General features: G+C 55.5%; 25 protein-coding genes. 8 read left to right on the forward strand and 17 right to left on the reverse strand.

Annotation, left to right across the window (positions count from 1 at the left end; genetic code table 11):
- From ACQE3E_RS08655 to ACQE3E_RS08710, 12 genes are all read right to left on the reverse strand, one after another.
- Window positions 1-510, reverse strand: coding sequence for a hypothetical protein (locus tag ACQE3E_RS08655; protein WP_168028853.1), 510 nt, complete (start codon window positions 508-510; stop codon window positions 1-3).
- 15 nt (window positions 511-525) lie between these two features.
- On the reverse strand, window positions 526-1,437 hold the full coding sequence (locus tag ACQE3E_RS08660; protein WP_313728366.1) for a TIGR01777 family oxidoreductase: 912 nt from the start codon (window positions 1,435-1,437) through the stop codon (window positions 526-528).
- Between the two features lie 24 nt (window positions 1,438-1,461).
- Window positions 1,462-2,085 (reverse strand): sulfite oxidase heme-binding subunit YedZ, encoded by a 624-nt coding sequence (locus ACQE3E_RS08665; protein ID WP_064030848.1) that lies wholly within the window; start codon window positions 2,083-2,085, stop codon window positions 1,462-1,464.
- Window positions 2,085-3,008 carry a protein-methionine-sulfoxide reductase catalytic subunit MsrP gene (gene msrP / locus ACQE3E_RS08670; RefSeq protein ID WP_313728365.1) on the reverse strand — a complete coding sequence of 308 codons (924 nt, stop codon included), beginning with the start codon at window positions 3,006-3,008 and terminating at the stop codon, window positions 2,085-2,087. Before msrP ends, ACQE3E_RS08665 begins: the two co-directional genes overlap by 1 nt.
- A 10-nt stretch (window positions 3,009-3,018) precedes the next feature.
- Window positions 3,019-3,852, reverse strand: coding sequence for a sterol desaturase family protein (locus ACQE3E_RS08675; RefSeq protein WP_071159814.1), 834 nt, complete (start codon window positions 3,850-3,852; stop codon window positions 3,019-3,021).
- Window positions 3,853-3,869: 17 nt separating this feature from the next.
- Window positions 3,870-4,331 carry a PAS domain-containing protein gene (locus ACQE3E_RS08680; protein WP_064030845.1) on the reverse strand — a complete coding sequence of 154 codons (462 nt, stop codon included), beginning with the start codon at window positions 4,329-4,331 and terminating at the stop codon, window positions 3,870-3,872.
- Between the two features lie 52 nt (window positions 4,332-4,383).
- A complete protein-coding gene (locus ACQE3E_RS08685; protein WP_071159812.1) occupies window positions 4,384-4,866 on the reverse strand; it encodes an SRPBCC family protein in 483 nt (160 codons plus the stop codon).
- Window positions 4,867-4,962: 96 nt separating this feature from the next.
- Entirely contained in the window at window positions 4,963-5,409 is a 447-nt protein-coding gene (locus ACQE3E_RS08690) for a hypothetical protein (RefSeq protein ID WP_071159809.1), read from the reverse strand.
- Window positions 5,410-5,476: 67 nt separating this feature from the next.
- Window positions 5,477-7,375, reverse strand: coding sequence for an ATP-dependent zinc metalloprotease FtsH (gene ftsH, locus ACQE3E_RS08695; protein WP_071159807.1), 1,899 nt, complete (start codon window positions 7,373-7,375; stop codon window positions 5,477-5,479).
- Window positions 7,376-7,390: 15 nt separating this feature from the next.
- Window positions 7,391-8,254, reverse strand: a complete 864-nt coding sequence (gene hflC, locus ACQE3E_RS08700; protein ID WP_064030841.1) for a protease modulator HflC — start codon at window positions 8,252-8,254, stop codon at window positions 7,391-7,393.
- Window positions 8,251-9,417 carry an FtsH protease activity modulator HflK gene (hflK, locus tag ACQE3E_RS08705; RefSeq protein ID WP_313728363.1) on the reverse strand — a complete coding sequence of 389 codons (1,167 nt, stop codon included), beginning with the start codon at window positions 9,415-9,417 and terminating at the stop codon, window positions 8,251-8,253. Before hflK ends, hflC begins: the two co-directional genes overlap by 4 nt.
- 52 nt (window positions 9,418-9,469) lie before the next feature.
- Window positions 9,470-10,714 carry a sigma-70 family RNA polymerase sigma factor gene (locus ACQE3E_RS08710; RefSeq protein ID WP_313728362.1) on the reverse strand — a complete coding sequence of 415 codons (1,245 nt, stop codon included), beginning with the start codon at window positions 10,712-10,714 and terminating at the stop codon, window positions 9,470-9,472.
- Between the two features lie 88 nt (window positions 10,715-10,802).
- Here ACQE3E_RS08710 and ACQE3E_RS08715 point away from each other — a divergent pair, with 88 nt between their 5' ends.
- Entirely contained in the window at window positions 10,803-11,702 is a 900-nt protein-coding gene (locus tag ACQE3E_RS08715) for a MerR family transcriptional regulator (protein WP_313728361.1), read from the forward strand.
- 186 nt (window positions 11,703-11,888) lie between these two features.
- Entirely contained in the window at window positions 11,889-12,347 is a 459-nt protein-coding gene (locus tag ACQE3E_RS08720; RefSeq protein WP_064030837.1) for a GNAT family N-acetyltransferase, read from the forward strand.
- Between the two features lie 32 nt (window positions 12,348-12,379).
- Here ACQE3E_RS08720 and ACQE3E_RS08725 read toward each other — a convergent pair whose 3' ends face one another.
- The gene (locus tag ACQE3E_RS08725; RefSeq protein WP_175463745.1) at window positions 12,380-12,526 is read right to left on the reverse strand and encodes a hypothetical protein; all 147 of its coding nucleotides are present in this window, start codon (window positions 12,524-12,526) and stop codon (window positions 12,380-12,382) included.
- A gap of 152 nt (window positions 12,527-12,678) precedes the next feature.
- On the opposite strand from ACQE3E_RS08725, the gene mutL reads away from it, so the two are divergent.
- The 5 genes from mutL (at window position 12,679) to ACQE3E_RS08750 (ending at window position 19,460) form a co-directional block, all read left to right on the forward strand.
- Window positions 12,679-14,529 (forward strand): DNA mismatch repair endonuclease MutL, encoded by a 1,851-nt coding sequence (gene mutL / locus ACQE3E_RS08730; protein WP_313728360.1) that lies wholly within the window; start codon window positions 12,679-12,681, stop codon window positions 14,527-14,529.
- Window positions 14,529-15,464: a tRNA (adenosine(37)-N6)-dimethylallyltransferase MiaA gene (gene miaA, locus ACQE3E_RS08735; RefSeq protein ID WP_313729452.1), complete on the forward strand. Its 936-nt coding sequence runs from the start codon at window positions 14,529-14,531 to the stop codon at window positions 15,462-15,464. The genes mutL and miaA overlap by 1 nt, the downstream gene beginning before the upstream one ends.
- Window positions 15,457-16,053 (forward strand): 5-formyltetrahydrofolate cyclo-ligase, encoded by a 597-nt coding sequence (locus ACQE3E_RS08740; RefSeq protein ID WP_313728359.1) that lies wholly within the window; start codon window positions 15,457-15,459, stop codon window positions 16,051-16,053. Before miaA ends, ACQE3E_RS08740 begins: the two co-directional genes overlap by 8 nt.
- Window positions 16,054-16,055: 2 nt before the next feature.
- Window positions 16,056-17,210, forward strand: a complete 1,155-nt coding sequence (locus tag ACQE3E_RS08745) for a carboxynorspermidine decarboxylase (RefSeq protein WP_313729451.1) — start codon at window positions 16,056-16,058, stop codon at window positions 17,208-17,210.
- Between the two features lie 219 nt (window positions 17,211-17,429).
- A complete protein-coding gene (locus ACQE3E_RS08750; protein WP_427501520.1) occupies window positions 17,430-19,460 on the forward strand; it encodes a reprolysin-like metallopeptidase in 2,031 nt (676 codons plus the stop codon).
- A gap of 105 nt (window positions 19,461-19,565) precedes the next feature.
- Here the strand turns inward: ACQE3E_RS08750 and ACQE3E_RS08755 are convergent, their stop codons facing one another.
- The 4 genes from ACQE3E_RS08755 to htpG form a co-directional block, all read right to left on the reverse strand.
- A complete protein-coding gene (locus tag ACQE3E_RS08755) occupies window positions 19,566-20,375 on the reverse strand; it encodes an arylamine N-acetyltransferase family protein (RefSeq protein ID WP_427501521.1) in 810 nt (269 codons plus the stop codon).
- Between the two features lie 108 nt (window positions 20,376-20,483).
- Window positions 20,484-20,966: a metallophosphoesterase family protein gene (locus ACQE3E_RS08760; RefSeq protein ID WP_427501522.1), complete on the reverse strand. Its 483-nt coding sequence runs from the start codon at window positions 20,964-20,966 to the stop codon at window positions 20,484-20,486.
- A gap of 361 nt (window positions 20,967-21,327) precedes the next feature.
- A complete protein-coding gene (locus ACQE3E_RS08765) occupies window positions 21,328-21,759 on the reverse strand; it encodes a hypothetical protein (protein ID WP_427501523.1) in 432 nt (143 codons plus the stop codon).
- A 201-nt stretch (window positions 21,760-21,960) separates the two neighbouring features.
- On the reverse strand, window positions 21,961-23,901 hold the full coding sequence (htpG, locus tag ACQE3E_RS08770) for a molecular chaperone HtpG (RefSeq protein WP_427501524.1): 1,941 nt from the start codon (window positions 23,899-23,901) through the stop codon (window positions 21,961-21,963).
- Between the two features lie 127 nt (window positions 23,902-24,028).
- Between htpG and ACQE3E_RS08775 the strand changes: the two genes are divergently transcribed.
- Window positions 24,029-25,657: a response regulator gene (locus tag ACQE3E_RS08775; RefSeq protein WP_313728353.1), complete on the forward strand. Its 1,629-nt coding sequence runs from the start codon at window positions 24,029-24,031 to the stop codon at window positions 25,655-25,657.

Raw genomic sequence — 25,657 nt, forward strand, 5'->3', positions numbered from 1 at the left:
TTAGCAGTCGCCGAACTGTGCGATCATCTGCTGGCAATTGAACAGAATGTTGGGGTAATACCGATAAATCACCCAGCGCAACGCCAGATCGGCAAATGCGGCGATCGTGGCCAGCCTGGCCAGCACTGCCCAATATCTTGCCGTGCAATGCGCCGAGCAGCGCCACACCGCGCCGGTCCAGTAAATCAACGGCATCAGGCAGATGAGGTGTATCGTGATCCAGCTGGCGGCCGTGAACGAACCTTCCTGAAGTCGATAATCGACGCCGAACAGGATCGGATTGTAAATCAGAAAGAACGGCCAGAACGCGCTACTTAGCCTGGTATAGCCCAGCCAACTCCATTGTAGGTAGAGGTATAACGTATTCGGCAGCTTGACTTCCCAGTAAGCGGGTGGCGGCGGCGTTAGCGAGTACAGCAGGATGGTCAGCGCAACGCCGACGGCGAGTGCCTCCCACCAAGCCATGAAGGTGGTGAATTCCAGTAATAAAGCCAGACTGTTGAAGAGCATAGACGGTCGGGATGGTCAGTGGCGGAGTAAAAGTTGGTTTAAAGCGTCGTCCAAACGCGGATAGCGAAAACCGAAGCCGTGATTCGATAAGCGGGTTGGTAACACGCGTTGTCCGCCCAGCAGCAGTTCGGCCATTTCGCCCATTAACGGCCGTAGCAGCCAGGCCGGCAGCGGCAACAGCATCGGCCGACGTAGCGTCCTGGCCAGCGCTTGGCTGAATTGACGATTGTCGACAGGCGTCGGCGCGGTGGCATTATACGGTCCGACCAGGTTGCTATCGTTCATTAAGGTTTCGACGATCGCCAGCCAATCCGTCAAATGTATCCAGGACATCCATTGCCTGCCGTCGCCGATCGTGCCGCCCAGCCCCAGGCGATAAACCGGCAACAGGCGTTGCAGCAGGCCGCCGCCGTTGCCCAATACCAAGCCGGTACGCAGCAAACAGACCCGGCAACCGGACGATCCGGCGACAATGGCCGCCGCCTCCCAATCGGCGCATAGCTGCTGCGCGAAGTCGGGATTGGGTGGGCTGGTCTCTTCCAATGGACGCTCGCCCTGGTCGCCGTATATGCCGATCGCCGAACCGCTAATCAGGACGCCCGGCGGCCGGGTCGAGGCATTAATCCAGTCGGCCAGTTGCCGGGTGGGGCCGATCCGGCTGTCGCGCAATTCCCGCTTGCGGTCCTGGCTCCAGCGTCGATCCAGAATGCCGGCACCGGCCAGATTGACGATGGCGCGGAATTCCCCGGCGTCCGGCAAGTCTGTTAGCGCAACCACGGGCGCGACCCGATCGCCGAAGCGGGCGCGGACTTTTTCGGCGTCGCGGCTGAAGATGTGGACCGAATAGCCTTGCTTGAGCAGGACCTCGGTTAAGGCGCTGCCCAAAAAGCCGGTTCCGCCGGTGATTAATATCGCTGGATTTGCCATCTTCGTCGCCTCGTCGTCGGATCGTCAGTCGCGCTGGCCGGCGCCAAGCACCAAGGCTTGCCGCAGGCTTTTCAACCAGCCAACCAGTCTAAAGCCCAGCAGCAAACCGAGGATGACCAGATAAAAACCGGGTTCGGCCAGATTGCCCTTGAGTTGCCAATAGTAGTGCAGAATCACCAATACCGAGGCCAGATAGATGTAGCGGTGCAGCCGCTTCCACTGTTTGCCCATCCGTTTCATCGCCCATTTCGACGAGGTGATTGCCATCAACAGGATCAGGCTGTAGGCGATCAGTCCCATCCACAAATAGTTGCTTTGCAGGACATCCGGCACGATGGCGTCCCAGGCCAGCGCGTGATCGACCCACAAATAGGCCAATAAATGCAGGCTGGCGTAAAGGAAACTGTACAGTCCGAAAATCTGCCGGTAATCGGCCATGCCGCGCCATTTGGATATGCTTTGTACCGGGGTAATCGTCAACGTGATCCATAAAAACCGCATGGCCCAATCGCCGAGCCGAATGTGCACGGCCTGAATTGGATTGGCGCCCAAACGATCCAGTTCGGTATCGGCGATCAGCCACAACAGCGGCAGCAAGCAGACCGCGAGCGTGATCGACTTTAAATGGCGGAGGATGAACGCGGACATTAGAAAAAATGATTCAGGTCCATCTGGCTATAAAGTTGGCCGACTTGGTCGGCATAGCCGTTGAACAATTCGGTTTTGCGGCGCGGCGTGAAAAAATCCGAGCCGAGCACGCGCTCGCTGGTTTGGGTCCAGCGCGGATGGGCCACCGCCGGGTTGACGTTGGCGTAAAAGCCGTATTCGCTCGGCGCGTAGCGGCTCCAGGACGTCAACGGCGCTCGCCGGGTCAATTCGATTTTGACGATGGCTTTGATGCTTTTGAAGCCATATTTCCAGGGTACGACCAAGCGCAGCGGCGCGCCGTTTTGCTTGGGTAGATCCCGTCCGTACATGCCGCTGGCCAAAATCGTTAACGGATGCATCGCTTCATCCAGGCGTAGTCCTTCGACGTAAGGCCAGTCCAACATCGCGCCGGCCCGCAATTTGGGCATGGCCTCGGGTTGCGCGGCCGAGGTGAACTTGACGAAACGGGCGGCGGACAGCGGTTGAGCGCGTTTCAGCAAGTCCTCCAACGGAAAGCCCAGCCACGGAATTACCGCCGACCAACCTTCCACGCAGCGTAAGCGGTAGATGCGTTCCTGGAGGGGATGGTCGCGCAGTAAGTCCTCGAGTCGGTAGAGGCCGGGCTTTTCGACTTCGCCGGCGATTTCGATTTGCCAAGGCTCGACGGCGATATGTCTAGCCAATTGCGCGACGCTTTCCTTGTCGAAAGCTAGCTCGTAGTAGTTGTTGTATTGCTCCACCAGCCTGGCCGGGGTAACGGCGTTGGCGTCGGCTATCGATTGCCGGGTTTGGGTCGCGGCGGCCAAGGTCCACGGCGCGGCGGCGGCCAGCCCCATGGCTTTCAGAAGAACGCGGCGGGCTTGGAATACGGCTGGGTCGGTCACGTCGTGATCGCGAAAGGCCGGGCGGGTTTTAATCAACATGGCCGGGACCTCACGGCTTTTTGCTGTTGGGTATCCAACGCAGCAACTTGCGAAACTGGCGTTCGGTAATGAAGGCCAGCGAAAACAATTGAATGAAATTTTCCGCTTCGATCAAGTCCAGTCCGATCTGGGCCGGCGCCAATTCCAGCCGGGTGCCGAACAGCCGGTCCCATATTGCCAGCACGATGCCGTAGTTACTGTCGTGTTCGCTACGCAATTTAGAGTGGTGGGTGCGGTGCAGCGACGGGGTAATAATCAGTTGCGACAGGGTCTGCTCGTGCGGCACGCGCAGGTTGGCGTGGTGAAAAAAGATGAAAAACAGTTCGATGATTTCGATCGATAGCACTAGATAGGCATCCACCCCAATCAATACCACGAACACGCATTTGTAGAGGATTTCCAGCAACAGGTCGAAGACGTGGAAGCGAAAGCCGGTCGAGACGTTGAAACACTTGTCGCTATGGTGGATTTTGTGGAACCGCCACAGCCATTCGAAGCGATGACTGGCATAGTGCCAAGCGTAAATCGCCAAATCGAAAAAGGCGAAGGCCAACAGCCATTTCACCGGACCGTTGTCCAACTTGCCAAGTAGACCGAAATCGGCGAATTGTTGCGCGACCAGAAATAGCGACGAGGCGCGCAATACCGTCAATATCAGATTGTTGATTAAAAAGGCGGCGGTGTTGGTCACCAGCGATTCTTTGTAGATTTTGGTCGAAAACGGCAAATGGGGCTGACGTTTTTCCAAAACCAGTAAAGCGACGAAGGCGAGAATGGCGAGCCCGAACAAGGCTTGGTTAAAAGCGATCGCGGCGGCGGGTTGGGTATCGATTGCGGCGTTCATTGGACACCTCCGTCGGATTAACCGGTTTGGCCGGGCGTGCTGCCCAGCAGGGCGGAGAGGGCTTGGATTTCGTGGTCGGCGTTGACTTGCTGGGTAATGTCGTATTGCACGCCGAGGTAGTACATCACCCGTTGTTTGTTATCGAACAGCGGGATAATGCGTAGCCGATTGTGAAACAGGGTGCCGTCTTTCTTGTAATTCCGCAGTTCGACTTCGACCGATTCATGCTTACGCATCGCTTCCGCAATTTGGCGGCGGGCCGGCTGATCGCGGTCTTCACCTTGCAAAAACCGGCAATTGTGGCCGACGATTTCATCGCTACCGTATCCGGTCAGGCGCTCGAAGGCCTTGTTGGCGTAAACGATGGGGGCATCGTCGAGATCGGGATCGGCCAACGTCACGCCGTTGACGCATTCGTCGAGTATCGCCGATAGAATTTGCGGAATGATGCCGCTGTCTTTTTTGACTACGAAAGGCATGTTAGTTACTCCCGGTAAGCGTTTTATTTTTATGGTCGAACTTGACGCCAGACTAAGGCGACTCGGCGACGATCAGGTTGCGAATGTTTTCCACGGTATTTTCGGCGCCGTCTTCTATCGCGGCTCGGATCAGTTTCTCGAAGGGCCGCATGAACACGTCGAGATTGAGCAACTCGAAGCGAAAGGTCAGGCGAGTCGGGCTGCGGTCGTTGAGACCTTGGAGTAAATAACTATGCCGATACGGTGACGTCAAGCCGCGAAAAATCAGGGTGTCTTCGGGTTGGTATTCGGTGATTTCGAACACCGATTCGATGGGCTCGCCGTTTTCGAGTATGCATTGTCGAGCTTTGGCGCCGACGAAGACCTCCTCGCCGTCCAGGGCTTGAAACGCCAATAACTCTTCGGCCCATTTCGGGTAATTGTCGAAAAAGCGGGTGCCGACGAAATCGAACACTTCAGTGATCGGTTTTTCGATCTCGACACTGGCTTGGCCGGCGACCGGTCTGGTGGCGTCGAACGGTAGCTTGATAGGCATGGAGTCCCCCTCTCTGAATGCAAGCTTGGTGAAGTCGGCCGGTTTGTCGTTATTGTGGTGCCGGCCGTTGGTCGATTAACTTTGCGTAGTCATCAATTAATGTCCTCTCGAAGCGGAAGATCCGCCGTGTCGATCTTGGCGGAATGCCGCTAGACCGCCGTACACCAGGTGAGATGCGCCGGCGTACAGGAATAGCTCGGCGTATTTCTCGTCGATTTCGATCTGGTTGATCGAAGCGTAAAACCCCAACGACGCGGTCAACAATAATAGAAACACGCCCAGACCGGCGACCGCGGCCGGGCTGTTGCCGTATAAATAAAAGCTGTAGACGGCAATCTGCACCAGACTCAAGTAAAACATCATCAAGCGCAGATTGTTGGCGAGCGGACCGTAAAGGTCGCTGTTATCCTCGAAATAGATGGCACCGCCGAACATCGACAACGCCGAGCTGATCAGAACCAGCAACACCGCGGCGTTAAAGTTGACTTGCAGCAGCAATTCCACGATGTCGAGGGTTTTGCCCGCTAGGGTTTTGGTCTGCATCGCGACACCTCGAAAAAGATACCCTCCAAGAGTGTTGCAGGTTTGGAGGGTATATAGAGGAGGAAGGTTAAGACGCCAGGGCCGGTCCCGGTTCCAGGCTTCCGTCTATTGGGTTTGCGTCGGCGGGCTCCGCATCCGCGTCCTCGGCAACCACCGGTTCCGGCTCGGGTTCCGGCGGCGCGATTTGGTGGCCGCGCATCAGTTGGTCGATTTGAAATTTATCCAGGGTTTCCCAGTCCAGCAGGGCGTGCGCCATGTTGTGTAGGATTTCGATGTTCTCCTTCAAAATGGTCTCGGCGCGGTTGTAATTCGTATCGACCACCGCACGAATCTCGTCGTCGATCACTTGCGCCATTTTTTCCGACATCGGCTTGGATTGCGGACCCATGTAACCGCCTTCGCTGTCGCCGTAGTCCATTGGACCCAGTCGTTCCGACAAGCCCCATTTGGTCACCATATTCCGGGCCAGTTGGGTGGCGCGCATGATGTCGTTCGAAGCGCCAGTGGTGACCTTGTTCTTACCGTAGATCAACGCTTCGGCGACCCGGCCGCCGAACAGACTGGAGATTTGGCTCTCCAATTTATCCTTGCTGGCGCTGTACTGATCGCGCTCGGGCAGGAACATCGTGATGCCCAACGCGCCGCCGCGCGGCATGATGCTGACCTTGTAAACCGGATCGTGCTCGGGCACCAAGCGGCCGACAATCGCGTGGCCGGCTTCGTGGTAGGCGGTCATCAGCAAATCGTCACGGCTCATCACCATCGTGCGTTTCTCGGCGCCCATGATCATTTTGTCGCGGGCTTTGTCGAGTTCGGCCATCGACACCACTTTCTTGTTGTTGCGAGCCGCGAACAGGGCGCCCTCGTTAATCAGGTTGGCCAGTTCGGCGCCGGAAAATCCCGGCGTGCCGCGCGCCAGATCGTTGATGTTGACGTCCTCGGCCAGCGGTACCCGTGCGCCGTGGACCTTGAGGATTTGCTCGCGGCCCTTGATGTCCGGCAAGCCGACTTGCACTTGACGGTCGAACCGGCCGGGACGCAGCAGCGCCTTATCCAGCACGTCGGCGCGGTTGGTGGCGGCGATGACGATGATGCCTTCGTTGCCGCTGAAACCGTCCATTTCCACCAGTAATTGGTTCAGGGTTTGCTCGCGTTCGTCGTTGCCCAGATTGCCGCTGCCGCGCTGGCGGCCGACCGCGTCGATCTCGTCGATGAAGATGATGCAAGGCGCGCGCTTTTTGGCTTGCTCGAACATGTCGCGGACCCTGGCCGCGCCGACCCCGACGAACATTTCGACGAAGTCCGAACCGGAGATCGAGAAGAATGGTACGCCCGCTTCGCCGGCGATGGCTCTGGCCAGCAGAGTTTTACCGGTTCCGGGAGGGCCGACCATCAGCACGCCACGTGGGATTTTACCGCCCAGGGCTTCGTATTTGCTGGGGTCTTTCAGGAAGTCGACCATCTCCTTGACGTCTTCCTTGGCTTCCTCGACGCCGGCCACGTCGCCGAAGCGAACCTTGACTTGATCCTCGGCCATCAATTTGGCGCGGCTCTTGCCGAAGCCCATTTGGCCGCCGGGACCCGCGCCTTGCTGACGGCGCATGAAATAAACCAGCACCGCGATCAATAGCAAGGTTGGCGCCCACGACATCAGTATTTGAAATAAGGTTGACGGCGGTTGCGGTTTTTCGACTTTGATCTTGACGCCGTATTCCAACAATTCGTCGATCATCCGGGCGTCATTCGGGTTATAGGTGACGAAGCGGGTGCCGTTCTGACGGCGGCCCTCGACGTCGTAACCGCTAATCACGACTTCGGTAACGACTTTGTTGCGGACATCCTCGATGAAATCCGAATAAGAGATTTCGTAATGCGGATCGTAATCGGGCAGGCTGCGGTTGAGCACCGCCGATACCACGATACCGATCGCCGCGATGATCGTAATGAAGATTAAGAATTTTTTCATGGCGCGGTTCCCCGTTTATTTTTCGCTGGAGAAGTATTTGAAAAAGTCCGAATCCGGTTTCAACACCAGGGTATCCTGAGTTTTCTCGAACGAGGTTTGGTACGCCTGCAGCGAGCGGTAAAAGGCGTAGAACTCCGGATTGCGTCCGAAACTTTTCGCATAGATTTCGGCGGAGCCGGCGTCGCCGCGGCCGCGAATGTTTTCGGCATCTCGCTGGGCGTTGGCTACGATGACTTGCCGCTGCTTGTCGGCCTCGGCGCTGATTTGTTCGGCGCTTTCGGCGCCTTGCGAACGGAATTCCCGGGCGACCCGTTCCCGCTCGGCGCGCATCCTTTGATAAACCGAGCTGCTGACTTCCGGTGGCAAATCGATGCGTTTGACGCGGATATCGATCAGCTCGATGCCGAACTTGGCCGCGGTCGGCGCCAGTTTTTGCAGCAAAGTGTTGCGCAACTCGCTGCGGTCTTCGGAGATCAGTTGTTTGATGGTCCTGACGCCGAACTCGCTACGCATCGCGTCCTTCATGATTTGGTCCAGGCGCAGGTTCGCTTGAAACTCGTCGCCGCCGACCGTGGTGTAAAAAAGACCCACATCACCGATTCGCCACTTGGCGAACGAGTCGACTATAACGTTCTTCTTTTCGGAGGTAAGAAAACGCTCGGACTTGGCGTCCAAGGTCAGCACGCGCGCATCAAACGTGCTGACGTTATTGATGATGGGGGTCTTAAAATGGAGTCCCGGCTTGTAATCGGCGCTAACCATTTCACCGAGACGGAACAGGATGGCTTTTTCATGTTCGCGGACGTAAAACACGGACATGTAGGCCAAAATCAGTAACAACAGACTGCTGGGAATCAGGACTTGGATTCGGCTGCTCATGGTTTGCTCCTGCTTGGGCGTAAATCGCCGCCGCTGCTTTTGCGGGCGGCATTTTTATCTTTTGCGGACGGTTCGATGTTATGCTCGGCTTCTACTCCGCCGGTGGTCGCCGAACTGGCCGGATGGCCGGCGGTTTGCGGTAGCGGCATGTACAGCATCGGGTTGGCGCCGTCGGCGCCCAACATGATTTTATTGGTACTGCTGTACAGTTTTTCCTTGGCTTCCAGATAGAGACGCTTGCGGGTAATCGCCGGGTTTTTCTCGTATTCCACCAATAACTGATCGAAACGTTCGGTTTCGCCCTTGGCCTTGGCGAGTTTCTCAGCCTCGTAAGCCTCGGCCTCCTGGATGATTCGAGACGCGGCACCGCGGGCCTTGGGGATAATCTCGTTGGAATAGGCTTCGGCTTCGTTGATCAAGCGTTGCTTGTCCTCCCGAGCCCGAATCGCGTCCTCGAACGCGCCTTGAACTTCTTCTGGCGGTTGAGCGTCTTGCAAGTTGACGCTGGCGATCGTGATGCCGGTGCGGTAGTCGTCCATCGCTTGTTGAATCTGTTCCTTTAGTTCGGCGACGATTTGGCTGCGGCCCTCGGTCAGTACGAAGTCCATGTTGTTACGGCCGATCACCGCTCGTTCGACGCTTTCGGTGACTTGCTTCAACGTGTTTTCGTTATCCTTGACGCTGTACAAATAGTTTTTGGCGTTGTTGACCTGATATTGCACCGCCAGACGAACATTGATGATGTTTTCGTCCGCGGTCAACATTAAGGATTCCGCCGGAATCAACGACGATTTGCTCAACCGGCTGGAATCGCGGTAGCCGATTTCGATGAAGCGTTGTTGCTCGACGTTAACGATAGTGACGTCTTCTATCGGCAGCGGAAAGTGCCAATGCGGGCCCGGTAGCGTCGTGTCGGCATAGGCGCCGAAACGGGCGACCACGCCGCGATTGCCTTCTCCAACAATGTAAAAGCCGCTGCCCAGCCAAGCGACGACCAGTGTGCCGCCGAGCATCGAAGCCACCTTGGACATGGAAAACAGGTGTTTGTGATCGTTATAAAAATCGTTGGCCTTGCCCGAAAACTGTCGCCATTGCTTATCCACCTCCAGCTTCCAGTCCGGCTGCGGCTCGTGTTTACCGGTATTTTGTTTTTCTGATGACATAATCACTCCTCTTGTTAAGTGTTAGCCTGACCTGCGTCGTTACTTGTTATAGTTAGCCGTCCCTGGGCTCGAGAAATAGCATAAGGTCAAAACCAAACTGTTGTTTCAGTTTTTTTAAGGCATCGTTCTGAATTTGCCGAACTCTTTCCCGGGTGACATGCAGTTGGTCCGCGACGGCCTGTAAGGTCATTTCGGTATGATCGCGCAATCCGAAACGCATCGTCAGAATGGCCGCTTGCTTCTCCGGTAAGGATGCCACCGCTTTGTCGACGTATTGAGCCAAATCCCTTTCTATTAGTTCATCCAGCGGTAAACTGAATTGGTGTTGTTGCATTTTCGCCATCAGATCCAGGCCGTCTTCGTCGTCGTTGACCGCCGCGTCCAGCGAATGAGTCGCTTGGTAGTAGCTGCTGATGGTCTTGATCTCCTGTTCCGACAGATCACAACCCGCTTTCAGTTCTTCAAGCGTCGGCCAACGTTCGTTCTTTAAATAACAGGTACGCATCGCGTCGAACACGGTGTTGGCTTTTTCGGCCAGCGCGACCGGCAGGCGAACGATGCGCTCCTGCTTGACGATCAAGCGGGAAATCGCTTGTTTGATCCAGTAAATCGCATACGTGGAAAAGCAGATACCCCGATCCGGATCGAAACGGTCGACCGCCTTGATGAGTCCCACCAGCCCCTCCTGCATCAAATCGTCGAAACTCAGATTGCTGGTTTTGTATTTGTGGGCGACGAAGGCCACCAGGCCGGTGTTGGCGCTGATCATTTGTTGACGGGCGGTTTTCAATTCCTTTCTGGCCGCCGTCAATCGCGCCTTGTACGCCGTATCCTCGATCAAGGCTTCGGCGCTGGCGGCGACGGCCAATAAAAATACGGGCATGAAGTGCAACTTGTCCAGCAGCGGTAATAGAGTTCGGATGGCGTCGCATTGATTGAGTCTTTGCGGTTCGAAAAGTTGTACAAAGTAATCTTCTTGTACAAGTTCTTCATCGACAGTGTCGTCGCTCTGATCCGGGCAGTGGCTGCAATCGACGTTCAAACCGATGGCGAGCGTATCCAACAAGGCCTTATAGTCTTGCTGGCTTCTGGAGGCCACCAGTTCGGAACAATCGCTGCCTTTTTGCAGTTGCCTTATCAATTGTTCGGCCAGGGCTTGTGCGGCGCTCCGGTCGTTCCGAATCAGGACGGACAGATGTTGCCGGGCCTGTTCCAGTTTGCCGGCCAGCCGAGAGGTTTCCGATTCTTGCGTCGGTTGAATCTCTTCGAATGCATTGGAAGCGGTGAGCTCTGACATAGCGTTTCTTTTTTTATTTTTAAGTTGGCAATAACGTTACTACCTTGTAGAATATTTGTCAAAGAAAATAATGTACAAAACGTGAACAATGTACTCAATCAAGGCCATTACCTCGTTGACCGGCTTGACCCCCGAGACCCTTAGGGCCTGGGAGAGACGCTATTCGTGTATCACGCCGTCCCGCACCGGTACCGGTCGGCGCTATTATTCCCAGCAAGACTTGGAAAAACTGACCTTACTGGTCAATCTGACTCGCAACGGCCATCCGATCAGTAAGATCGCCGGCATGGATTGCCCGCAATTACGGGCGTTCCAGGAACAAGCTGCGCCGACGGTGGCCGAGCCGCGCACTTTGCCGCTGATCGAGCAAATCGTCGATGCATTAGCCGAGTATCGGATCGAGCGTTGCGAGCAACTGTTGAAACGGGCGCTGTTGGCAAGCGAGCCGTTGGACTACGCCAGAGACGTTTTGTTGCCGGCGTTGCATAAAGTCGGTTATTTGTGGGAGCAGGGCGGATTGAACATTGCCCAGGAACATATGTTTTCGAGTTGCGTGCAGCGTATCGTGCTGACGATGGTCAACAATTTGCACCGACCCTCGCCTAACAACCCGTCCATCATGTTCGCGACCCCGAGCGGCGAGCCGCATGAATTCGGAATCCTGTTGTGTTGCCTGGTGGCTTCGGCCCAGCAATACCAATGTTATTACCTCGGCGCCGATTTGCCGGCGGCCGATATTGTCGCCGCCGCCGCGCATTTACGTCCGGACGCGCTGGTCATGGGGCTGGTGAAGACGCCGCCGGAAACAGCGACGCTCTTGGAACTAAAACAGATACTCGGCGCCAGTCTCGACAGCAAGCTTTGGTTGGGCGGCAGCGGTGCGGATTACATCGCCTCACACGCCCTGGCGGATTTGTCCCGGTGCGAATTGATCGGCGACATCGATCATTTCGACGCCAAGATCAAACAGCAACGGGTGCTGAGTTAGCGGGGCGCCAGACAGAGAGGGCCGCCGAGGATCGGGCATGCACCGAATGGCGTCGAAGCGCGTTTCCGGGCGCGTTACCGGAACCGTTTCGGCCGCGAACCTCGCCGAGCCGATTTTGTTTTAAAATTGCCGCCTTCCGCGTCATCGAGCGCACTCGGGTATTTGTAAAAACGCCACAGACCAGCGATGCACATTATCGATTTAGCGGCCGAGCCCGAGCATCTGCCAACCTTGGCTGCTTGGCACCATCAGCAGTGGGCCGACTTAAACCCCGGCTTCGTTCTGAGTGAGCGGGTCGCTCGAATGCAGGCTTATCTAGGCGCGGACTTGGTGCCGAGTACTTTTGTCGGCAAGTGGCAGGGTAGGCTGGCTGGCTCCGCCGCTATCATCGAATCCGACATGGATACCCGGCCGGAACTGAGTCCGTGGTTGGCCAGCGTCTACGTGGCGCCGGAATTTCGCGATCGCGGCGTCGGTTCGGCACTAGTGCGCCATGCGATGGCGCAAGTCGAGGCGGCCGGCGTCGGCGCTTTATATTTGTTCACGCCGGATCGCGCGAGTTTTTACCGCCGTCTAGGTTGGCGGAGCGTGGCCGAGGAATTTTACCGAGGCCACGCCGTGACGGTGATGCGGGTGGATTTTTGAATTGATTTATGCTGACAAGTCTTTGATATTTTTTATGAAAAACGAAACAGCTTGAGCGTATCGGTCATCCAGCCGTAAGCCGCTGCCCGATCCGTCAGCGGAGACCAGATGGCTTCGTTGTTGGAAACGAAGCCTTGCACTTGAGCCTGCGTGTTGAGTGCTTGAGTATGTATAGTCACGATCATGTCTCCACATCCCAACTTTTGCAGCATCAGGCGCATCTCGCACTGGACATACATCCCCTTGTCTAGGCTTATGTGTCATTGGACAAGGCTCCAAATCCCCGTTCGAGTCGCTATCCGTTAAAATACGCGCTTTTTGGGCGCTTGCCATGCGGATACACGCTTTACCTCCTCAACTGGTCAACCAGATCGCCGCCGGCGAGGTCGTCGAGCGTCCGGCGTCGGTGGTTAAGGAATTGGTCGAGAACTGCTTCGACGCTGGCGCCAACCAAGTCACGATAGACATCGAGCAGGGCGGTATCCGCCAAATTCGGATTCGCGACAACGGCTGCGGCATCGTCAAGGACGATCTGGCGCTGGCGTTATCTCGCCACGCCACCAGCAAAATCGCGTCGTTGGATGACCTGGAGCAGGTCGGGACCATGGGGTTTCGCGGCGAGGCCTTGCCCAGCATCAGTTCGGTGGCGCGGTTGACCTTGATTTCCCGCACCCCGGAGGCCGATTGCGCCTGGCTGGTCAGTGCGGACGGCACCGAAAAAAACTTCGATCCGCAACCCGATCCGCATCCAGCCGGGACCACCGTGGATGTCCGCGATTTGTTCTACAACACCCCGGCCCGCCGCAAATTTCTAAAAGCCGAGAAAACCGAGTTTGCTCATATCGAAAGCCTGATCCAAAAACTCGCCTTGGCCCGTTTCGATGTCGGTTTCGTGTTGAACCACAATCAGCGCGAGATTCTGCATCTGAAGCCGGCCACCAGCCTGACCGAGCAGGAAAAACGCATCGCCGCGATCTGCGGCTCGGCGTTTATCGAGCAGTCGGTGAAGATCGATTACGCCGCCTCCGGTCTGCAGTTGCACGGATGGGTAGGCTTGCCGACTTTTTCGCGCGGTCAGCAGGATCAGCAGTTTTTTTACGTCAACGGCCGCTTGATCAAGGACAGGCTGGTCGCGCACGCGGTCAAGCAAGCCTATCAGGACGTCCTGTATCACGGTCGCCACCCGGTGTTCGTGTTGTATTTGACGCTGGACCCGGCACTGGTCGATGTGAATGCGCATCCGACCAAGCTGGAGGTGAGGTTTCGTGAGGGCCGGACGGTACACGATTTTTTGTTCCAGGCTTTGCATCGCAGTCTGGCGGCTCAGCGACCCGGTAGCGAGGGGGGCATCGCGATAGACCATCAAAGCTTGCCTGATGCCCAAGTGCAAGTTCCGAAGCCTGCTGCCGCGCCAGCGCCGTTGCAAGCCTCTTTACCGTTGGACTTGTCCGAGCCGCCGGCGCGGACCGGACAGCCGGCGTCAAGCGCTTACCGGCCAACGGCGCGGCCGGCGGTTAACGTGCCCGAGCAAATCCTGGCCTACGCCAAACTCTATCCGACCGACGATACGCCGCCCGCCGCCGCGCCGGCCTCGGCGATGCCGCCGCTGGGTTTCGCGGTGGCGCATATCCACAATATCTACATTCTGGCCGAAACGGCCGACGGCATAATTCTGGTCGATGCGCATGCCGCCCACGAGCGAGTGACTTACGAGCGCTTGAAGCAGCATTACCATCAGTCCGCCATCGTCTCCCAGCCTTTGTTGCTACCGATCAAATTGCAGGTGACGGTCGCCGAGGCCGATCTTGCCGAACGCGAGCATGCGTTTTTTCACGACTTGGGTTTCGAATTGACCCGCTCCGGACCGGAAACCGTGGTGCTGCGCGCGACCCCGGCCTTGCTGGCGAAGAGCGATGTCGATCGGCTGGTGCGCGATTTGTTGGCCGATTTGCTCAACGACGGCTTCAGTCGACAAGTCGAGGAGAAAATCAATGCTGTGTTGGCGACGATGGCTTGCCACGGTTCGGTCAGAGCCTACCGCAAGCTCAGTATCGACGAAATGAATGCCTTGCTGCGCGACATGGAGCAAACCGAGCGTATTGGTCAATGCAATCACGGCAGACCGACTTGGGTACGCTTGAGCCACCAGGATCTGGACCGCTTTTTCATGCGGGGTCAATGATGGAGCAGCCGAGCAAAGCCAAGGTGGTCTTGTTGATGGGGCCTACCGCATCCGGCAAGTCGGCGTTGGCGGTGGCCATGGCGCAAGCGATGAACGGCGAAATCGTCAGCGTCGATTCGGCGCTGGTGTATCGCGACATGGACATAGGCACCGCTAAACCGACGCCGGCCGAACGCGGCGGAATCCCGCATCATTTGATCGACATTCTCGATCCGCGCGATAGCTTTTCGACCGGCCAATTCCGCGATCGAGCCCTGGCCGCGATCGACGACATCCTGCAACGCGGTCGGTTGCCGATTCTTGTCGGCGGCACGATGCTGTATTTCAGCGCGTTAACCCAAGGTTTGGCTCGATTGCCGGCCGCCGATGCCGACCTGCGGCGCCGGCTGGACAGCGAGTTGGCTGAATTCGGCAAGGCGGCGATGCACGCCCGCCTAGCGCAAATCGATCCGCAAGCGGCGGCACGCATCCACGCCAACGATCCGCAACGGGTACAGCGGGCGCTGGAGGTTTACCAACTCAGCGGCCGGCCGCTGAGCAGTTTTTTCGGTGCGGCCGGCGAGGTCGAAACGCCTTACCGCTATGTCAAATTGATCGTGGCGCCCGAACACCGAGCTACCTTGCACGACAAGATCGCACGGCGTTTCGACGCAATGCTGGCCGGCGGATTTATCGACGAAGTACGGGCGTTGCGCGCGCGCGGCGACCTGGATACGGCGATGCCGTCGGTGCGTTGTGTCGGCTATCGCCAGGCCTGGAGCTATCTGGACGGCGAATACGACTTCGCGACCTTTCGGGAGAAAGCCATCGTTGCCACCCGTCAACTTGCCAAGCGCCAATTCACTTGGCTGCGTAAGGAACAGGACGCGCTGCATTTGTTGAGCGAGACACCGGATTTATTGGCGCAAGCGCTGGCGGCGGTTGAACATGACTAAAGCCGATCAGCGCCGGCAAGCGTATCGAGCCAGAGCGGCGCAACGCGAGCCGGCTTTGCATAGCGCGGCAATCCAATGTCGCTTAATGAATCAGATCTGGTTTCAGACCGCCGTTACGGTGCTGTGGTATGTCGGTTGTCGTTCCGAAGTCCAGACCCATACGGCGATTAACGACACCTTGGCGCTGGAAAAGTCGGTGGTCGTGCCTTATTGCACCGAGGACGCCGGCGGCGTGCGCTGCTTGGGTTTGTGGCGCTTAAACGATTTAACCGAGTTGCGGCCCGGTACCTGGCGGATTCCGGAACCGCCGGTAGAAAGACGCTACCAACCCGAGCGGAAAGTGGCGGTCACCGATCTGGATTTGGTACTGGTGCCAGGCGTGGCTTTCGATAAGCGCGGCGGGCGTTTGGGCAACGGCGCCGGGTACTACGATCGCTTGTTGAGTCAGGTTCGAACCGATTGTTTATTGGTCGGCATTTGCTACGAGTCTCAATTGGTATCCGACGTCGTGACCGAGCCGCACGATGTGTTTATGGATTATGTGATAACCGAAGCCGCGCTTTACCGTGGCAGGGGGAGAGAGGGGTGACGATGTTTAGAGCGTGTTTGGAGAGCGTCGAGACGACGCCGGCTTTTGTGTTGGACATGGACAAAGTCGCCGAAAATTTGCGACCGTTGTTGGCCTTGCGGGATATGGCCGGCTGTCACGTGCTGTATTCGATCAAGGCCTTGCCCTTGGGCTTTTTAATGGAATCGTTGCGCGGGCGAATCGACGGTTTTTCGGTCAGTTCCTTGTTCGAGGCGCGATGGGCTTACGAAATTCTGGGCGGGTCCGGCACCGTGCATTTGACTTCACCGGGTCTACGCCCGGCCGAAATCGCCGAATTGCGCAAAATTTGCACTCATATCAGCTTCAACTCCTTGAGCCAGTATCAGCGCCTGGCCGATAACTCCTTGTATGCCTCCAAGGGATTGCGGATCAACCCGAAACTTTCGTTTATCGACGACCCGCGCTTCGACCCGTGTCGGCCGCATTCCAAGCTGGGCGTGGATGTCGCCGAGTTAAGCGGCGGCTTACCGCCGGGTGTTAAGGGTTTGCACTTTCATAATGTATTCGACAGCGCGGATTTCACCCCGCTGATGAAAACCCTGGCGGTGATCCAGCCGTTGCTGATGAAGGCGCCAACCTTACACTGGCTGAATCTGGGTGGCGGCTATCGTTACCGCGACGCACCCGGCCAGTTGGTTCAGGTCTTGCGACGCTTGCGCGAAAGCTTTGGATTGTCGGTGTTTTTGGAACCGGGCAAGGCCTTGGTCGGCGACGCCGGTTATTTGGTGACTACAGTGCTGGATCGCTTCGACAGCGACGGCAAAACCGTGCTGATCGTGGATACGTCGATCAACCATCATCCGGAAGTCTTCGAGTACCAACGCCAACCCCGATTGTTGGATAGCGATGAATACGGCTTGCATTCGGTGATAGTGGCCGGGTCTACCTGTTTGGCCGGTGACGTATTCGGTACTTACCGTTTTCGGCGTGTGCCGGAGGTGGGCGAAAAATTGGTGTTCGCCGAGCTCGGCGCCTACAGTCTGATCAAGGCCAATCGTTTTAACGGCTATAACTTGCCGGATGTCTATTCATTGTCGGCCGGTAGCCTGCAAATTCGCCAGCAGTATGCCTACGATGTCTATCGCGAACAATGGCATTCCGCCAATTGTGAGCCGTCTCTAAGACCCGCGGATTAATCGGCCGATTTTTCCGTGTATCCCGCTAAACCGGACCGGTTTCACAAATTCGGTTCGGTGAATTCCTACAATAACTTCGTGTTTCAAATAAAGGGAGTGTCCATCTTAAAAGATGATACTTATTGGTTGGGAGATTTCCGAATATAGCGGAAACTCTCGGATTCAGCAGAGTTGGCTCGGTTGGTGTGCCTGCTGATGATAATTTAAAAGGTGACCGAAATGAAAGCGACAGAATATAAAAAGATAAGAACACTTGCGACCGCGATTTTGGCCGTGGTGTCCGCCAATGCAATGGCCAGCCAAGCGCCATTGATTAAAGAATTGCCCCACAACGTTTATCACGTTATTCAAAACAAAACCTTACGGGATGCCGCCGATCAATTGGCCAACCGTACCGGTATAACCTTTAAAATCAATGCCGATCTCGAGAATGACGCCATTACGCATAAAATTGTTGGCGACGATTGGAATATGGGATTGCATCAATTACTCGCCGGCTATAATCACAGCATAATCGCCGAAAGTGGAATTATTAAAACCGTAGTCATTACCGGACGCAACGGTAGTGGTTTAAATAAATCCGCGGACAATTCACTGGGTGCCGAAATGATCGTAGTCGCACCGGATTATGCGAATAATCTTCCGGAGCGATATAAAAATTTTAAACCAGGCTCGGTCATGAATGTTAATTTGCCGATGGATCAATTATCTGAGGTACCGATCGGAAAAACCTTTACGCTGGATTTACCGATAGGCCAATACAACGTAGTTCACGATAATGCCGTAGAGCATGCGGATGGCAGTTCAACCTGGATCGGTTATTTGGACGACGAAGGTAAAGGCTATCGGGTTTATCTCTCCCAAGGCGATGCCGGTGTAATCGGCAATGTTTTCACACCGGATGGCGCCTACAATATCGAAATGGTCGACGGTAAAACGGTCGTGGTTGATTTGGATAAATCCGGCTTGCAAACCGCCGGTTTCGAGGGCGATCAACAGGAAGCCATGGCCGACGAATCGGTGACGATGAACGATGCTGTTGGAAACTCCAGCAATTTGGACGTACTGCGGACTGCGGCCGAAACTGCCAGGGCAACGGCGAATGCCTTAACCGCCGAAGCCAACGCGTTGTATCAACAATATCTGGTTGCAAAATCTCAAGCCGACGCCGGAGCGCAAACGGCCGTTTCGCTTGGTAACGCGTTAAACGTCGCCAAAACTGCTTTGGCAAACGCGAAAACCGCGTTGAACAAGGACAAAAAAAATTCGGCTTTAAAAGCGGCGGTGAATTCGGCGCAAGCCAATGTCAACAACTTGACCGCTCAATTGAGTCAAGCTAATTCGACCAATAAAACGGCTCAATCCAATGCGACACAATTGAAGTCGTCTTACGATAAAAAATATGCGCTCGCGGTCGCGGCGGAAACCAAGGCGAAAACCGCCGAAGCCACGTATGCGGCGGCTAGCGTGCAAACGACGGCTAACGCTACGGTCAGTACCACGACAAGTTCCAGCAATGCGGTGGTCGATTTGATGGTGCTTTACACCACCGTCAACCAAACCGCAACGTACGCGAAACAACGGATTGCCTATTTGGTCGACGTATCCAACCAATCTTACAAAGATTCGGGAATTAATATGAGCTTGAGATTGGTACACGCGAGACCAACCACCTATGTGGAGAGTAATTCCAACTCGCAAGCCCTGTCCGATTTGGCGTACGACAAAGGCGCGTTTGCCGGCACTGCCGCGCTCCGTAACAAGTACGGCGCCGATTTGGTGATGCTATTTAGACCGCTCTACGCAAAAACCGCCGGCAGCTGCGGCACCACCTACGTCGGCTTTGCCAACGGCGGCGCGGCGAACGCCAAATTCGGTTTCGGAACTATTGGCGACGGCTACTCCAAAGACTCGATGACCAATTACTATTGCGGAGCCAATACCTTCACTCATGAAATCGGCCATACCTTAGGCAATGTCCACGATCGTACGTACAGCAGTTTCCAAGGTAAATTTTCATATTCCTATGCATGGGGTATCAGCGGCAAATTCGGTACCGTGATGAGCTACTACGGTCCGTCCGTGATGTTGTTCGCGACGCCAAATTTGAGCACGCAATGCGCCGGCAGCGCTTGCGGTTTCGCGGAAGGCGATACCAATTCGTCCGACCAAACCAGAACGACGAATTACACCGCGCCATTGGTCGCCAACTACCGCTCCACCACGACCACCGTACCGGTTATTCAATAAACGATTCGTCTCGGTCCAGGCCCCGTCGGGGACACTCGACGGGGCTTTTTGTTTTTCGGCTCGAGTTGAATATCGTCACGTCGGCTAATTATCGCTACGAGGCGGTTAGTGGCCAGCCAACGCTAAGCGGTTGGCGAGAAGGACCAATTGGTCATCGTCGATTTCGATGTCGAATTGCTCGTTTAGCAAGGCTTGTAAGTGCGAGGCGCCTTCCACCGCAGTACTGAGTTGCTCGCCGCCGATGAATTGGGAAAACCGGGTATTGAACAACTGCACCCAACCTGCGCAGGTATTGCGGCAAACCAACAGATTTTGCGACAGTAGCGATTGGTCCCAAGTCGTACATACCAGATTGGCCGCTTCCAAGTCGCAACGTTGGACTCTGGACAGATCGAAACTGTACAACGCAAACCAGCCGTCGTCTTGTAGCCGCTCCAGCACGGTTTCTCCGGAATCCGCTTCCCGGCGCAAGCGGAAGCGGTTATGGTCCTGTATTTGTTCCTGTTCGGTGTTCAACCGCAGCGGCCGATAGTGGCTGGGACCGCCGAAGCCGACATCCACCAACCAGGGTTCGCCTTCGGCTTCGACGATAAACGCCAGATGTAGACGCGGTCCGCCTTCGCTACGACCCATCCGCACCCGCGCCAGGATGGGGCGATAGGCGAATCTCAGTTCATCCAGCGCGTGCCCGAACAGACTGTTCAATTCGAAGCAATAACCGCCGCGCCGTTTGGCGATAATTTTGTCCATCAATGCAACGGTTTCTAAATCCGGGAGTAGGCCCAACAGCGGATTGATGTTTTCGAACGGAATCGCACTGAGCTGAGCCTGTTGTAGTTCGCTAAGGCCGGCGAGGGTGGTTTCCGGTTTAGCGATGCCGATGCGGTTAAGGTAAGCGTTGAAGTTAAAACTCATGGTCGTTGGTTTTATCGCGGTTAGTCGAGATGAATAGGTTAGCTTGCAAGCAATTATGGCGTGGCAAGTATGCTGTGTTTTACGCAGCAATCGTTAAAACCACGTGCTTCAAATCTGTAGTGCGATGATTTCGGCCTTTACCACCGAAGCGTCGACAATCAATTCGGCGACGGCGATCGGCAATTTAAACCGACGTGGACCGGCGCTGCCGGGGTTTACATACAACACACCGTTCCGTTCCGAAATCGACGGCTGGTGCGAATGGCCGGAAATGACGACGCGAATTCCGGCTGCCGCGGGATCGACGTCAAGTTCCGCTAGATCGTGGATCAGGTGGATTCCGATTTGCCCCGCCTCGACGCGGGCGCAGACTGGTAACTCGTCGGCCCAGACACCTTTATCGTTATTGCCGCGTACCGCCGTTACCGGTGCCAACGCGTTCAGCGCATGCAACACCTCCGGCTTGCCGACGTCACCAGCATGCAAAATCCGCTCGCAGCCGCGAAACGCGGCCAGCGCTTGCGGTCGCAGCAGGCCGTGGGTGTCGGAGATGATGCCAAGGCGGGTAGGGCGCGCGGGTACGTTAGTCATGGTTCATTATGCGGCGTTCGGCACCACGCGGAAATAACCGGGCTGATTGGCCTTTCACTGCCACTGGAAATATTGGCGGGCGATTGCCAATTCCACCATTTTTCGAACGACAAGGTTTCGAAAGTACCATAGTTTCAGCCACGTTAGCTACTTGACTTTGCGCCACCATCTTTATTGGAGATAAACTCCGCGCCGGCGCCATCACCCTGCCCAGCCTGGGCTACAGGATGATATTTGAGTCTTGTCGCGGCGGGGCCGAGTCTTGCGTTACCACGCGGCGCTTGGTAACAAGGGAAACAGGGGGCGAGAAAATTTAAACTTTGTTTCGCGTGCAGTTCGTTATCTCACGGCACGCCAAGGGCTAAGCCTGTCTTTCAATCCACTCTCTCTCAAATTCGCGAAATCGTGGGTATATTCCTGGAAAGAGCTTGCGATAGTTTGCAATGGCACGATTGATCAACTTGGCAGCCTCTGAATCGAGGTTGATATCTAACGTCTTTCCGGCGCATAAATGTTTGAATTCGTTTCTAATGCCATTTCGCAATTCGGCATAGACCTTCCGGTTGGGTTCTTCTTGAAACGCTGCCGCGTGCATAGCACAAAGGGTATCCAATACTTCGTCAAATGCGTTTTTCATTCCTGTATCTCTAACAAGCTTTCCAAGAATTTCCTCTGCGGCACCAGCTAACGTGACAGCCGAAATCAAGTCTGTCTTATCAACATATAGTTGTATCGCTCTGTCCAATTGGGCTGATGCAATATCCACCTTGGAAATATTGATAACTTCAGTCATACGTATGTTAACTAATAAATAAATGGGTTTGTAATCATTTATAACTTACTGATGTCCTTTGTGAATGTAACACAACACCCACTAAAAAGGCCGGTTGCCCGGCCTTTCTAAACTGATAGCTCGATTGGATTACAAATCCTATCGAAAGCCAACGTGTCGGGTTACGGCTGGCACCTTTTATGCCCTCCGGGTAAACCCGACCTACTTCAAGAGACCCTGCAACAACCCATTCAACTTATGCACGAACGCCGCCGGATCGTCCAATTGGCCGCCTTCGCTGAGGATGGCTTGGTCGAACAAAATATGGCTGATGTCGGCAAAGCGGGCGTCGTCCTGCTCGTTTTTCAAGGCCTGGACGATGGCGTGGTCCGGGTTGATTTCGAAGATCGGTTTGCTGTTGCCGCCCATGCCGAACATCCCGCCGGATTGGCCGGCTTCCTTCATGATCCGCTCCATGTGCAAACTCATGTCGTAGGCGCCGGTGACCAGGCAGGCCGGGGAGTCGGTCAGGCGGTGGCTGATTTTGACTTCGCTGACTTTGTCATCCAGCACTTCCTGGATTTGCTTGACCACCGCCTCGAAGTCCTTGCTGACTTCTTCCTGGTGTTTTTTCTCTTCTTCGCTGTCGAATTTGTCCAGGTCCAGCTCACCCTTGGCAATCGATTGCATATGCTTGCCGTCGAATTCGGTCAGGCTGGATACCAGCCATTCGTCGATGCGGTCGGTCAGCAATAAGACTTCGATGCCTTTCTTGCGGAATACTTCCAGATGCGGGCTGCTTTTTGCGGCGGCGAAGCTGTCGGCGGTGATGTAATAGATTTTTTCCTGGCCTTCCTTCATCCGGCTGACATAGTCGGCCAGCGACACGTTTTGGGTTTTGTCGTTGGTGTGGGTGGACGAGAAACGCAGCAAGCCGGCGACGCGATCCTTGTTTTTGTGGTCTTCGATCGGGCCTTCCTTGATGACGTTGCCAAACATTTCCCAGAAGTTTTGGTATTTTTCGGCGTCGTTTTCGGCCAAGTCTTCCAGCAGACCCAATACTTTTTTCACAGCGCCGGCTTTGATATTGCTGATTTGCTTGCTTTGTTGCAGGATTTCCCGCGACACGTTCAGCGGCAGGCTGTCGGCGTCGATCACGCCGCGAACGAAGCGCAGATAGCGCGGCATCAGTTGTTCCGGATCGTCGGTGATGAAGACTTTCTTGATGTACAGTTTGACACCGTGTTTGGCATCGCGGTCCCACAAGTCGAACGGCGCGCGGCCTGGCACGAACAACAGTAGGCTGTATTCGTTGGTGCCTTCGACCTTGCTGTGGACGTGGGCCAGCGGGTCTTGGAAATCGTGGGCGACGTGTTTATAGAATTCGTTGTATTGTTCTTCGCTGATGTCGTCCTTGGACTTGGTCCACAAGGCCGATGCGCTGTTGACGGTGTCGTCCTCGACGCGGGCCGGCGCGGTTTCGTTGCCGTCGTCGTCTTTCTCGGCCGGGACTTCCTTGCTCATGATGATGGGCAGGTTGATGTGATCCGAGTATTTTTTGATGATGGAGCGCAGTTTCCATTCGCTCAAGAATTCGTCTTCGCCGTCTTTCAGGTGCAGCACGATTTCGGTGCCTCGATCGGCTTTTTCCACCGAGGCGATGGTGTATTCGCCCAGGCCGTCGGATTCCCAGCGCACGCCTTGGTCGTGCGGCGCGCCGGCCTTGCGGGTGGTCAGCGTGACTTTGTCGGCGACGATGAACGAGGAATAAAAGCCGACGCCGAATTGGCCGATCAGTTCGCTGTCCTTGGCTTGGTCGCCGGTGAGTTTTTCGAAGAAGGCCTTGGTGCCGGACTTGGCGATCGTGCCGATATGGTCTTGGACTTCCTCGCGGGTCATGCCGATGCCGTTATCGGTGACGGTGATGGTCTTGGCTTTTTCGTCGAAATCGACGCGGATTTTCAGTTCGGCGTCGCCTTCGTAAAGGCCGTCGTTGCCCAGCGCTTCGAAGCGCAATTTGTCGGCGGCGTCGGAGCCGTTGGAGATCAGCTCGCGTAAAAAGATTTCCTTGTTGCTGTACAAGGAGTGAATCATCAAATGCAGCAGGTGTTTGACTTCGGTTTGGAAACCCAGGGTTTGTTTATTGGCTTCAACAGTGCTCATGTCTATACTCAATTAGGTTGTGAAACGGACTGGGGCGACTTGGGGATGCCGACGAATTTTTTCAAGACCCTAACGATAAAGTTTGACGGAGCGTGCGATTGAACCGTTTGTTAATGTTTAACCGGCAATGAAATTCAGTTTATTAGGCAAGGCGACCTTGCTCGTCGAAGACAATCCGGTGATGCGTAAGGCGATCAGGGAGATGTTGTACGCGCTGGATGCCGATCAGGTCAGCGAGGCCGACAGCGGTCAGGCTGCGATCGTGGCAATGACTAAAACCCGTTTCGACGTCGTCTTGTGCGATTACAACCTGGGACCCGGCAAGAACGGCCAGCAGGTGTTGGAGGAGGCGCGCTTCCGCCGCTTGATCGACTATCGTTGCGTGTTCGTGATGATCAGCGCCGAACAATCCACCGCCGCGGTCTTGGGCGCGATGGAAGGCAAGCCCGACGAATACCTAACCAAGCCGTTCAACGCGCAGCAATTGATCAGCCGGCTAAGTCGTAATTTCTCCCGCAAGGATTTTTTGGCGCCGGTCGAGCGAGCCATCGATAAGGGCAATTTGCCGCTGGCGATACAACAGTGCGACCGCTTGCTAGCCGAGAGCGACAAGAAAATGCATCTGAATTTGCTGAAATTGCGTGCCGAATTGGCGATTTCCGTCGGCGATTTCGACAAGGCCAGGGCGATTTATCAGGAAGTGCTGCACCAGCGCGAGCTGTCCTGGGCCAGGATAGGCTTGGGCGTCATCGATTTTCAGAACAATAACATCGAACAGGCGATTGCCGGATTCCGTAGCTTGATGGCCGAAAATCCGATGCTGATGGAATGTTACGATTGGTTGGGCAAGGCCTACGAGGCGCTGGACCAGTACGGCGACGTCGAGAACGTGATGCATCAAGCCTTGGAGTTGTCGCCGCAATCGATACTGCGGCAGAAAAAATTGGCCGAAACCGCCGACAAAAACGGCAATCTGGAAACCGCCGAAAAAGCCTATAAAAACGTTGTTAAATTGGGGAAGCATTCGGTGCATCGTTCCAGCGCCGATTATGCCGGGTTGGCAAGGCTTTATGCGCGAAGCAATGCGGGTACTCAGGCCCTGCAAGTCCTGGAAGAAATGCGTAAGGAATACGCAAACCAGCCCGAGGCCGATTTGCGGGCTAGCGCGCTGGAAATCGAGGTGTTCAAGGCACTGGGTAACGAGGAGGCGGCGGACAAGGCATTGCAACGCACCGTCCAGCTGGCGGGCTTGCTCGGCAACAAGGCGCCCAGGGAATTGCAGTTGGAGGTGGTCAAGGCCTGTTTCCAGAACGACCAGCACGGCAAGGCCGAGGAAATTTTGTACGATTTGATCAAATACCACATCGACGACGACGCGTTTCTCAACGCCGTCCGCAAGATGCAGAGCGACATTGGTCTGCACAATCATTCGGAAATCCTGATTCAAAAAACCAAACAGGCGTTGATTGCCGCCAATAACCGCGGCGTGGCTTTGTACAAGCAGGGCAAGTTCAAGGAAGCCCTGGATTTGTTCGAGCAGGCCATCGTCAACTTGCCGGACAATAAAACCATCATCTTGAATATGCTGAAAATCATGATCCACGATCTGAAAGCCAACGATTTCGACGAGGAGAAAAATCGCCGCACCAAGGCCTTATTCAAGAAAGCCAAACAGGTCGGAGTGGACCCGCATAAATTGGGCATTTTGCAGATCGAGTACGCCAAGTTGCTGCACGCCCATTCGGAACGGATCTAA

Source organism: Methylomonas sp. MED-D (genome assembly GCF_050276835.1).
GTDB classification, from domain to species: domain Bacteria; phylum Pseudomonadota; class Gammaproteobacteria; order Methylococcales; family Methylomonadaceae; genus Methylomonas; species Methylomonas koyamae_A.

Bases quoted from the DNA above. Each gene is read 5' to 3' on its own strand.
- miaA (WP_313729452.1), top strand. From the start codon at position 14,529: ATGGAGCAGCCGAGCAAAGCCAAGGTGGTCTTGTTGATGGGGCCTACC.
- mutL (WP_313728360.1), top strand. From the start codon at position 12,679: ATGCGGATACACGCTTTACCTCCTCAACTGGTCAACCAGATCGCCGCC.
- ACQE3E_RS08665 (WP_064030848.1), bottom strand. From the start codon at position 2,085: ATGTCCGCGTTCATCCTCCGCCATTTAAAGTCGATCACGCTCGCGGTC.
- ACQE3E_RS08690 (WP_071159809.1), bottom strand. From the start codon at position 5,409: ATGCAGACCAAAACCCTAGCGGGCAAAACCCTCGACATCGTGGAATTG.
- ACQE3E_RS08655 (WP_168028853.1), bottom strand. From the start codon at position 510: ATGCTCTTCAACAGTCTGGCTTTATTACTGGAATTCACCACCTTCATG.
- ACQE3E_RS08685 (WP_071159812.1), bottom strand. From the start codon at position 4,866: ATGCCTATCAAGCTACCGTTCGACGCCACCAGACCGGTCGCCGGCCAA.
- hflC (WP_064030841.1), bottom strand. From the start codon at position 8,254: ATGAGCAGCCGAATCCAAGTCCTGATTCCCAGCAGTCTGTTGTTACTG.
- ftsH (WP_071159807.1), bottom strand. From the start codon at position 7,375: ATGAAAAAATTCTTAATCTTCATTACGATCATCGCGGCGATCGGTATC.
- ACQE3E_RS08755 (WP_427501521.1), bottom strand. From the start codon at position 20,375: ATGAGTTTTAACTTCAACGCTTACCTTAACCGCATCGGCATCGCTAAA.
- ACQE3E_RS08720 (WP_064030837.1), top strand. From the start codon at position 11,889: ATGCACATTATCGATTTAGCGGCCGAGCCCGAGCATCTGCCAACCTTG.
- ACQE3E_RS08745 (WP_313729451.1), top strand. From the start codon at position 16,056: ATGTTTAGAGCGTGTTTGGAGAGCGTCGAGACGACGCCGGCTTTTGTG.
- hflK (WP_313728363.1), bottom strand. From the start codon at position 9,417: ATGTCATCAGAAAAACAAAATACCGGTAAACACGAGCCGCAGCCGGAC.
- msrP (WP_313728365.1), bottom strand. From the start codon at position 3,008: ATGTTGATTAAAACCCGCCCGGCCTTTCGCGATCACGACGTGACCGAC.
- ACQE3E_RS08675 (WP_071159814.1), bottom strand. From the start codon at position 3,852: ATGAACGCCGCAATCGATACCCAACCCGCCGCCGCGATCGCTTTTAAC.
- ACQE3E_RS08715 (WP_313728361.1), top strand. From the start codon at position 10,803: ATGTACTCAATCAAGGCCATTACCTCGTTGACCGGCTTGACCCCCGAG.
- ACQE3E_RS08750 (WP_427501520.1), top strand. From the start codon at position 17,430: ATGAAAGCGACAGAATATAAAAAGATAAGAACACTTGCGACCGCGATT.
- ACQE3E_RS08710 (WP_313728362.1), bottom strand. From the start codon at position 10,714: ATGTCAGAGCTCACCGCTTCCAATGCATTCGAAGAGATTCAACCGACG.
- ACQE3E_RS08680 (WP_064030845.1), bottom strand. From the start codon at position 4,331: ATGCCTTTCGTAGTCAAAAAAGACAGCGGCATCATTCCGCAAATTCTA.
- ACQE3E_RS08740 (WP_313728359.1), top strand. From the start codon at position 15,457: ATGACTAAAGCCGATCAGCGCCGGCAAGCGTATCGAGCCAGAGCGGCG.
- ACQE3E_RS08775 (WP_313728353.1), top strand. From the start codon at position 24,029: ATGAAATTCAGTTTATTAGGCAAGGCGACCTTGCTCGTCGAAGACAAT.
- ACQE3E_RS08760 (WP_427501522.1), bottom strand. From the start codon at position 20,966: ATGACTAACGTACCCGCGCGCCCTACCCGCCTTGGCATCATCTCCGAC.
- ACQE3E_RS08660 (WP_313728366.1), bottom strand. From the start codon at position 1,437: ATGGCAAATCCAGCGATATTAATCACCGGCGGAACCGGCTTTTTGGGC.
- ACQE3E_RS08765 (WP_427501523.1), bottom strand. From the start codon at position 21,759: ATGACTGAAGTTATCAATATTTCCAAGGTGGATATTGCATCAGCCCAA.
- htpG (WP_427501524.1), bottom strand. From the start codon at position 23,901: ATGAGCACTGTTGAAGCCAATAAACAAACCCTGGGTTTCCAAACCGAA.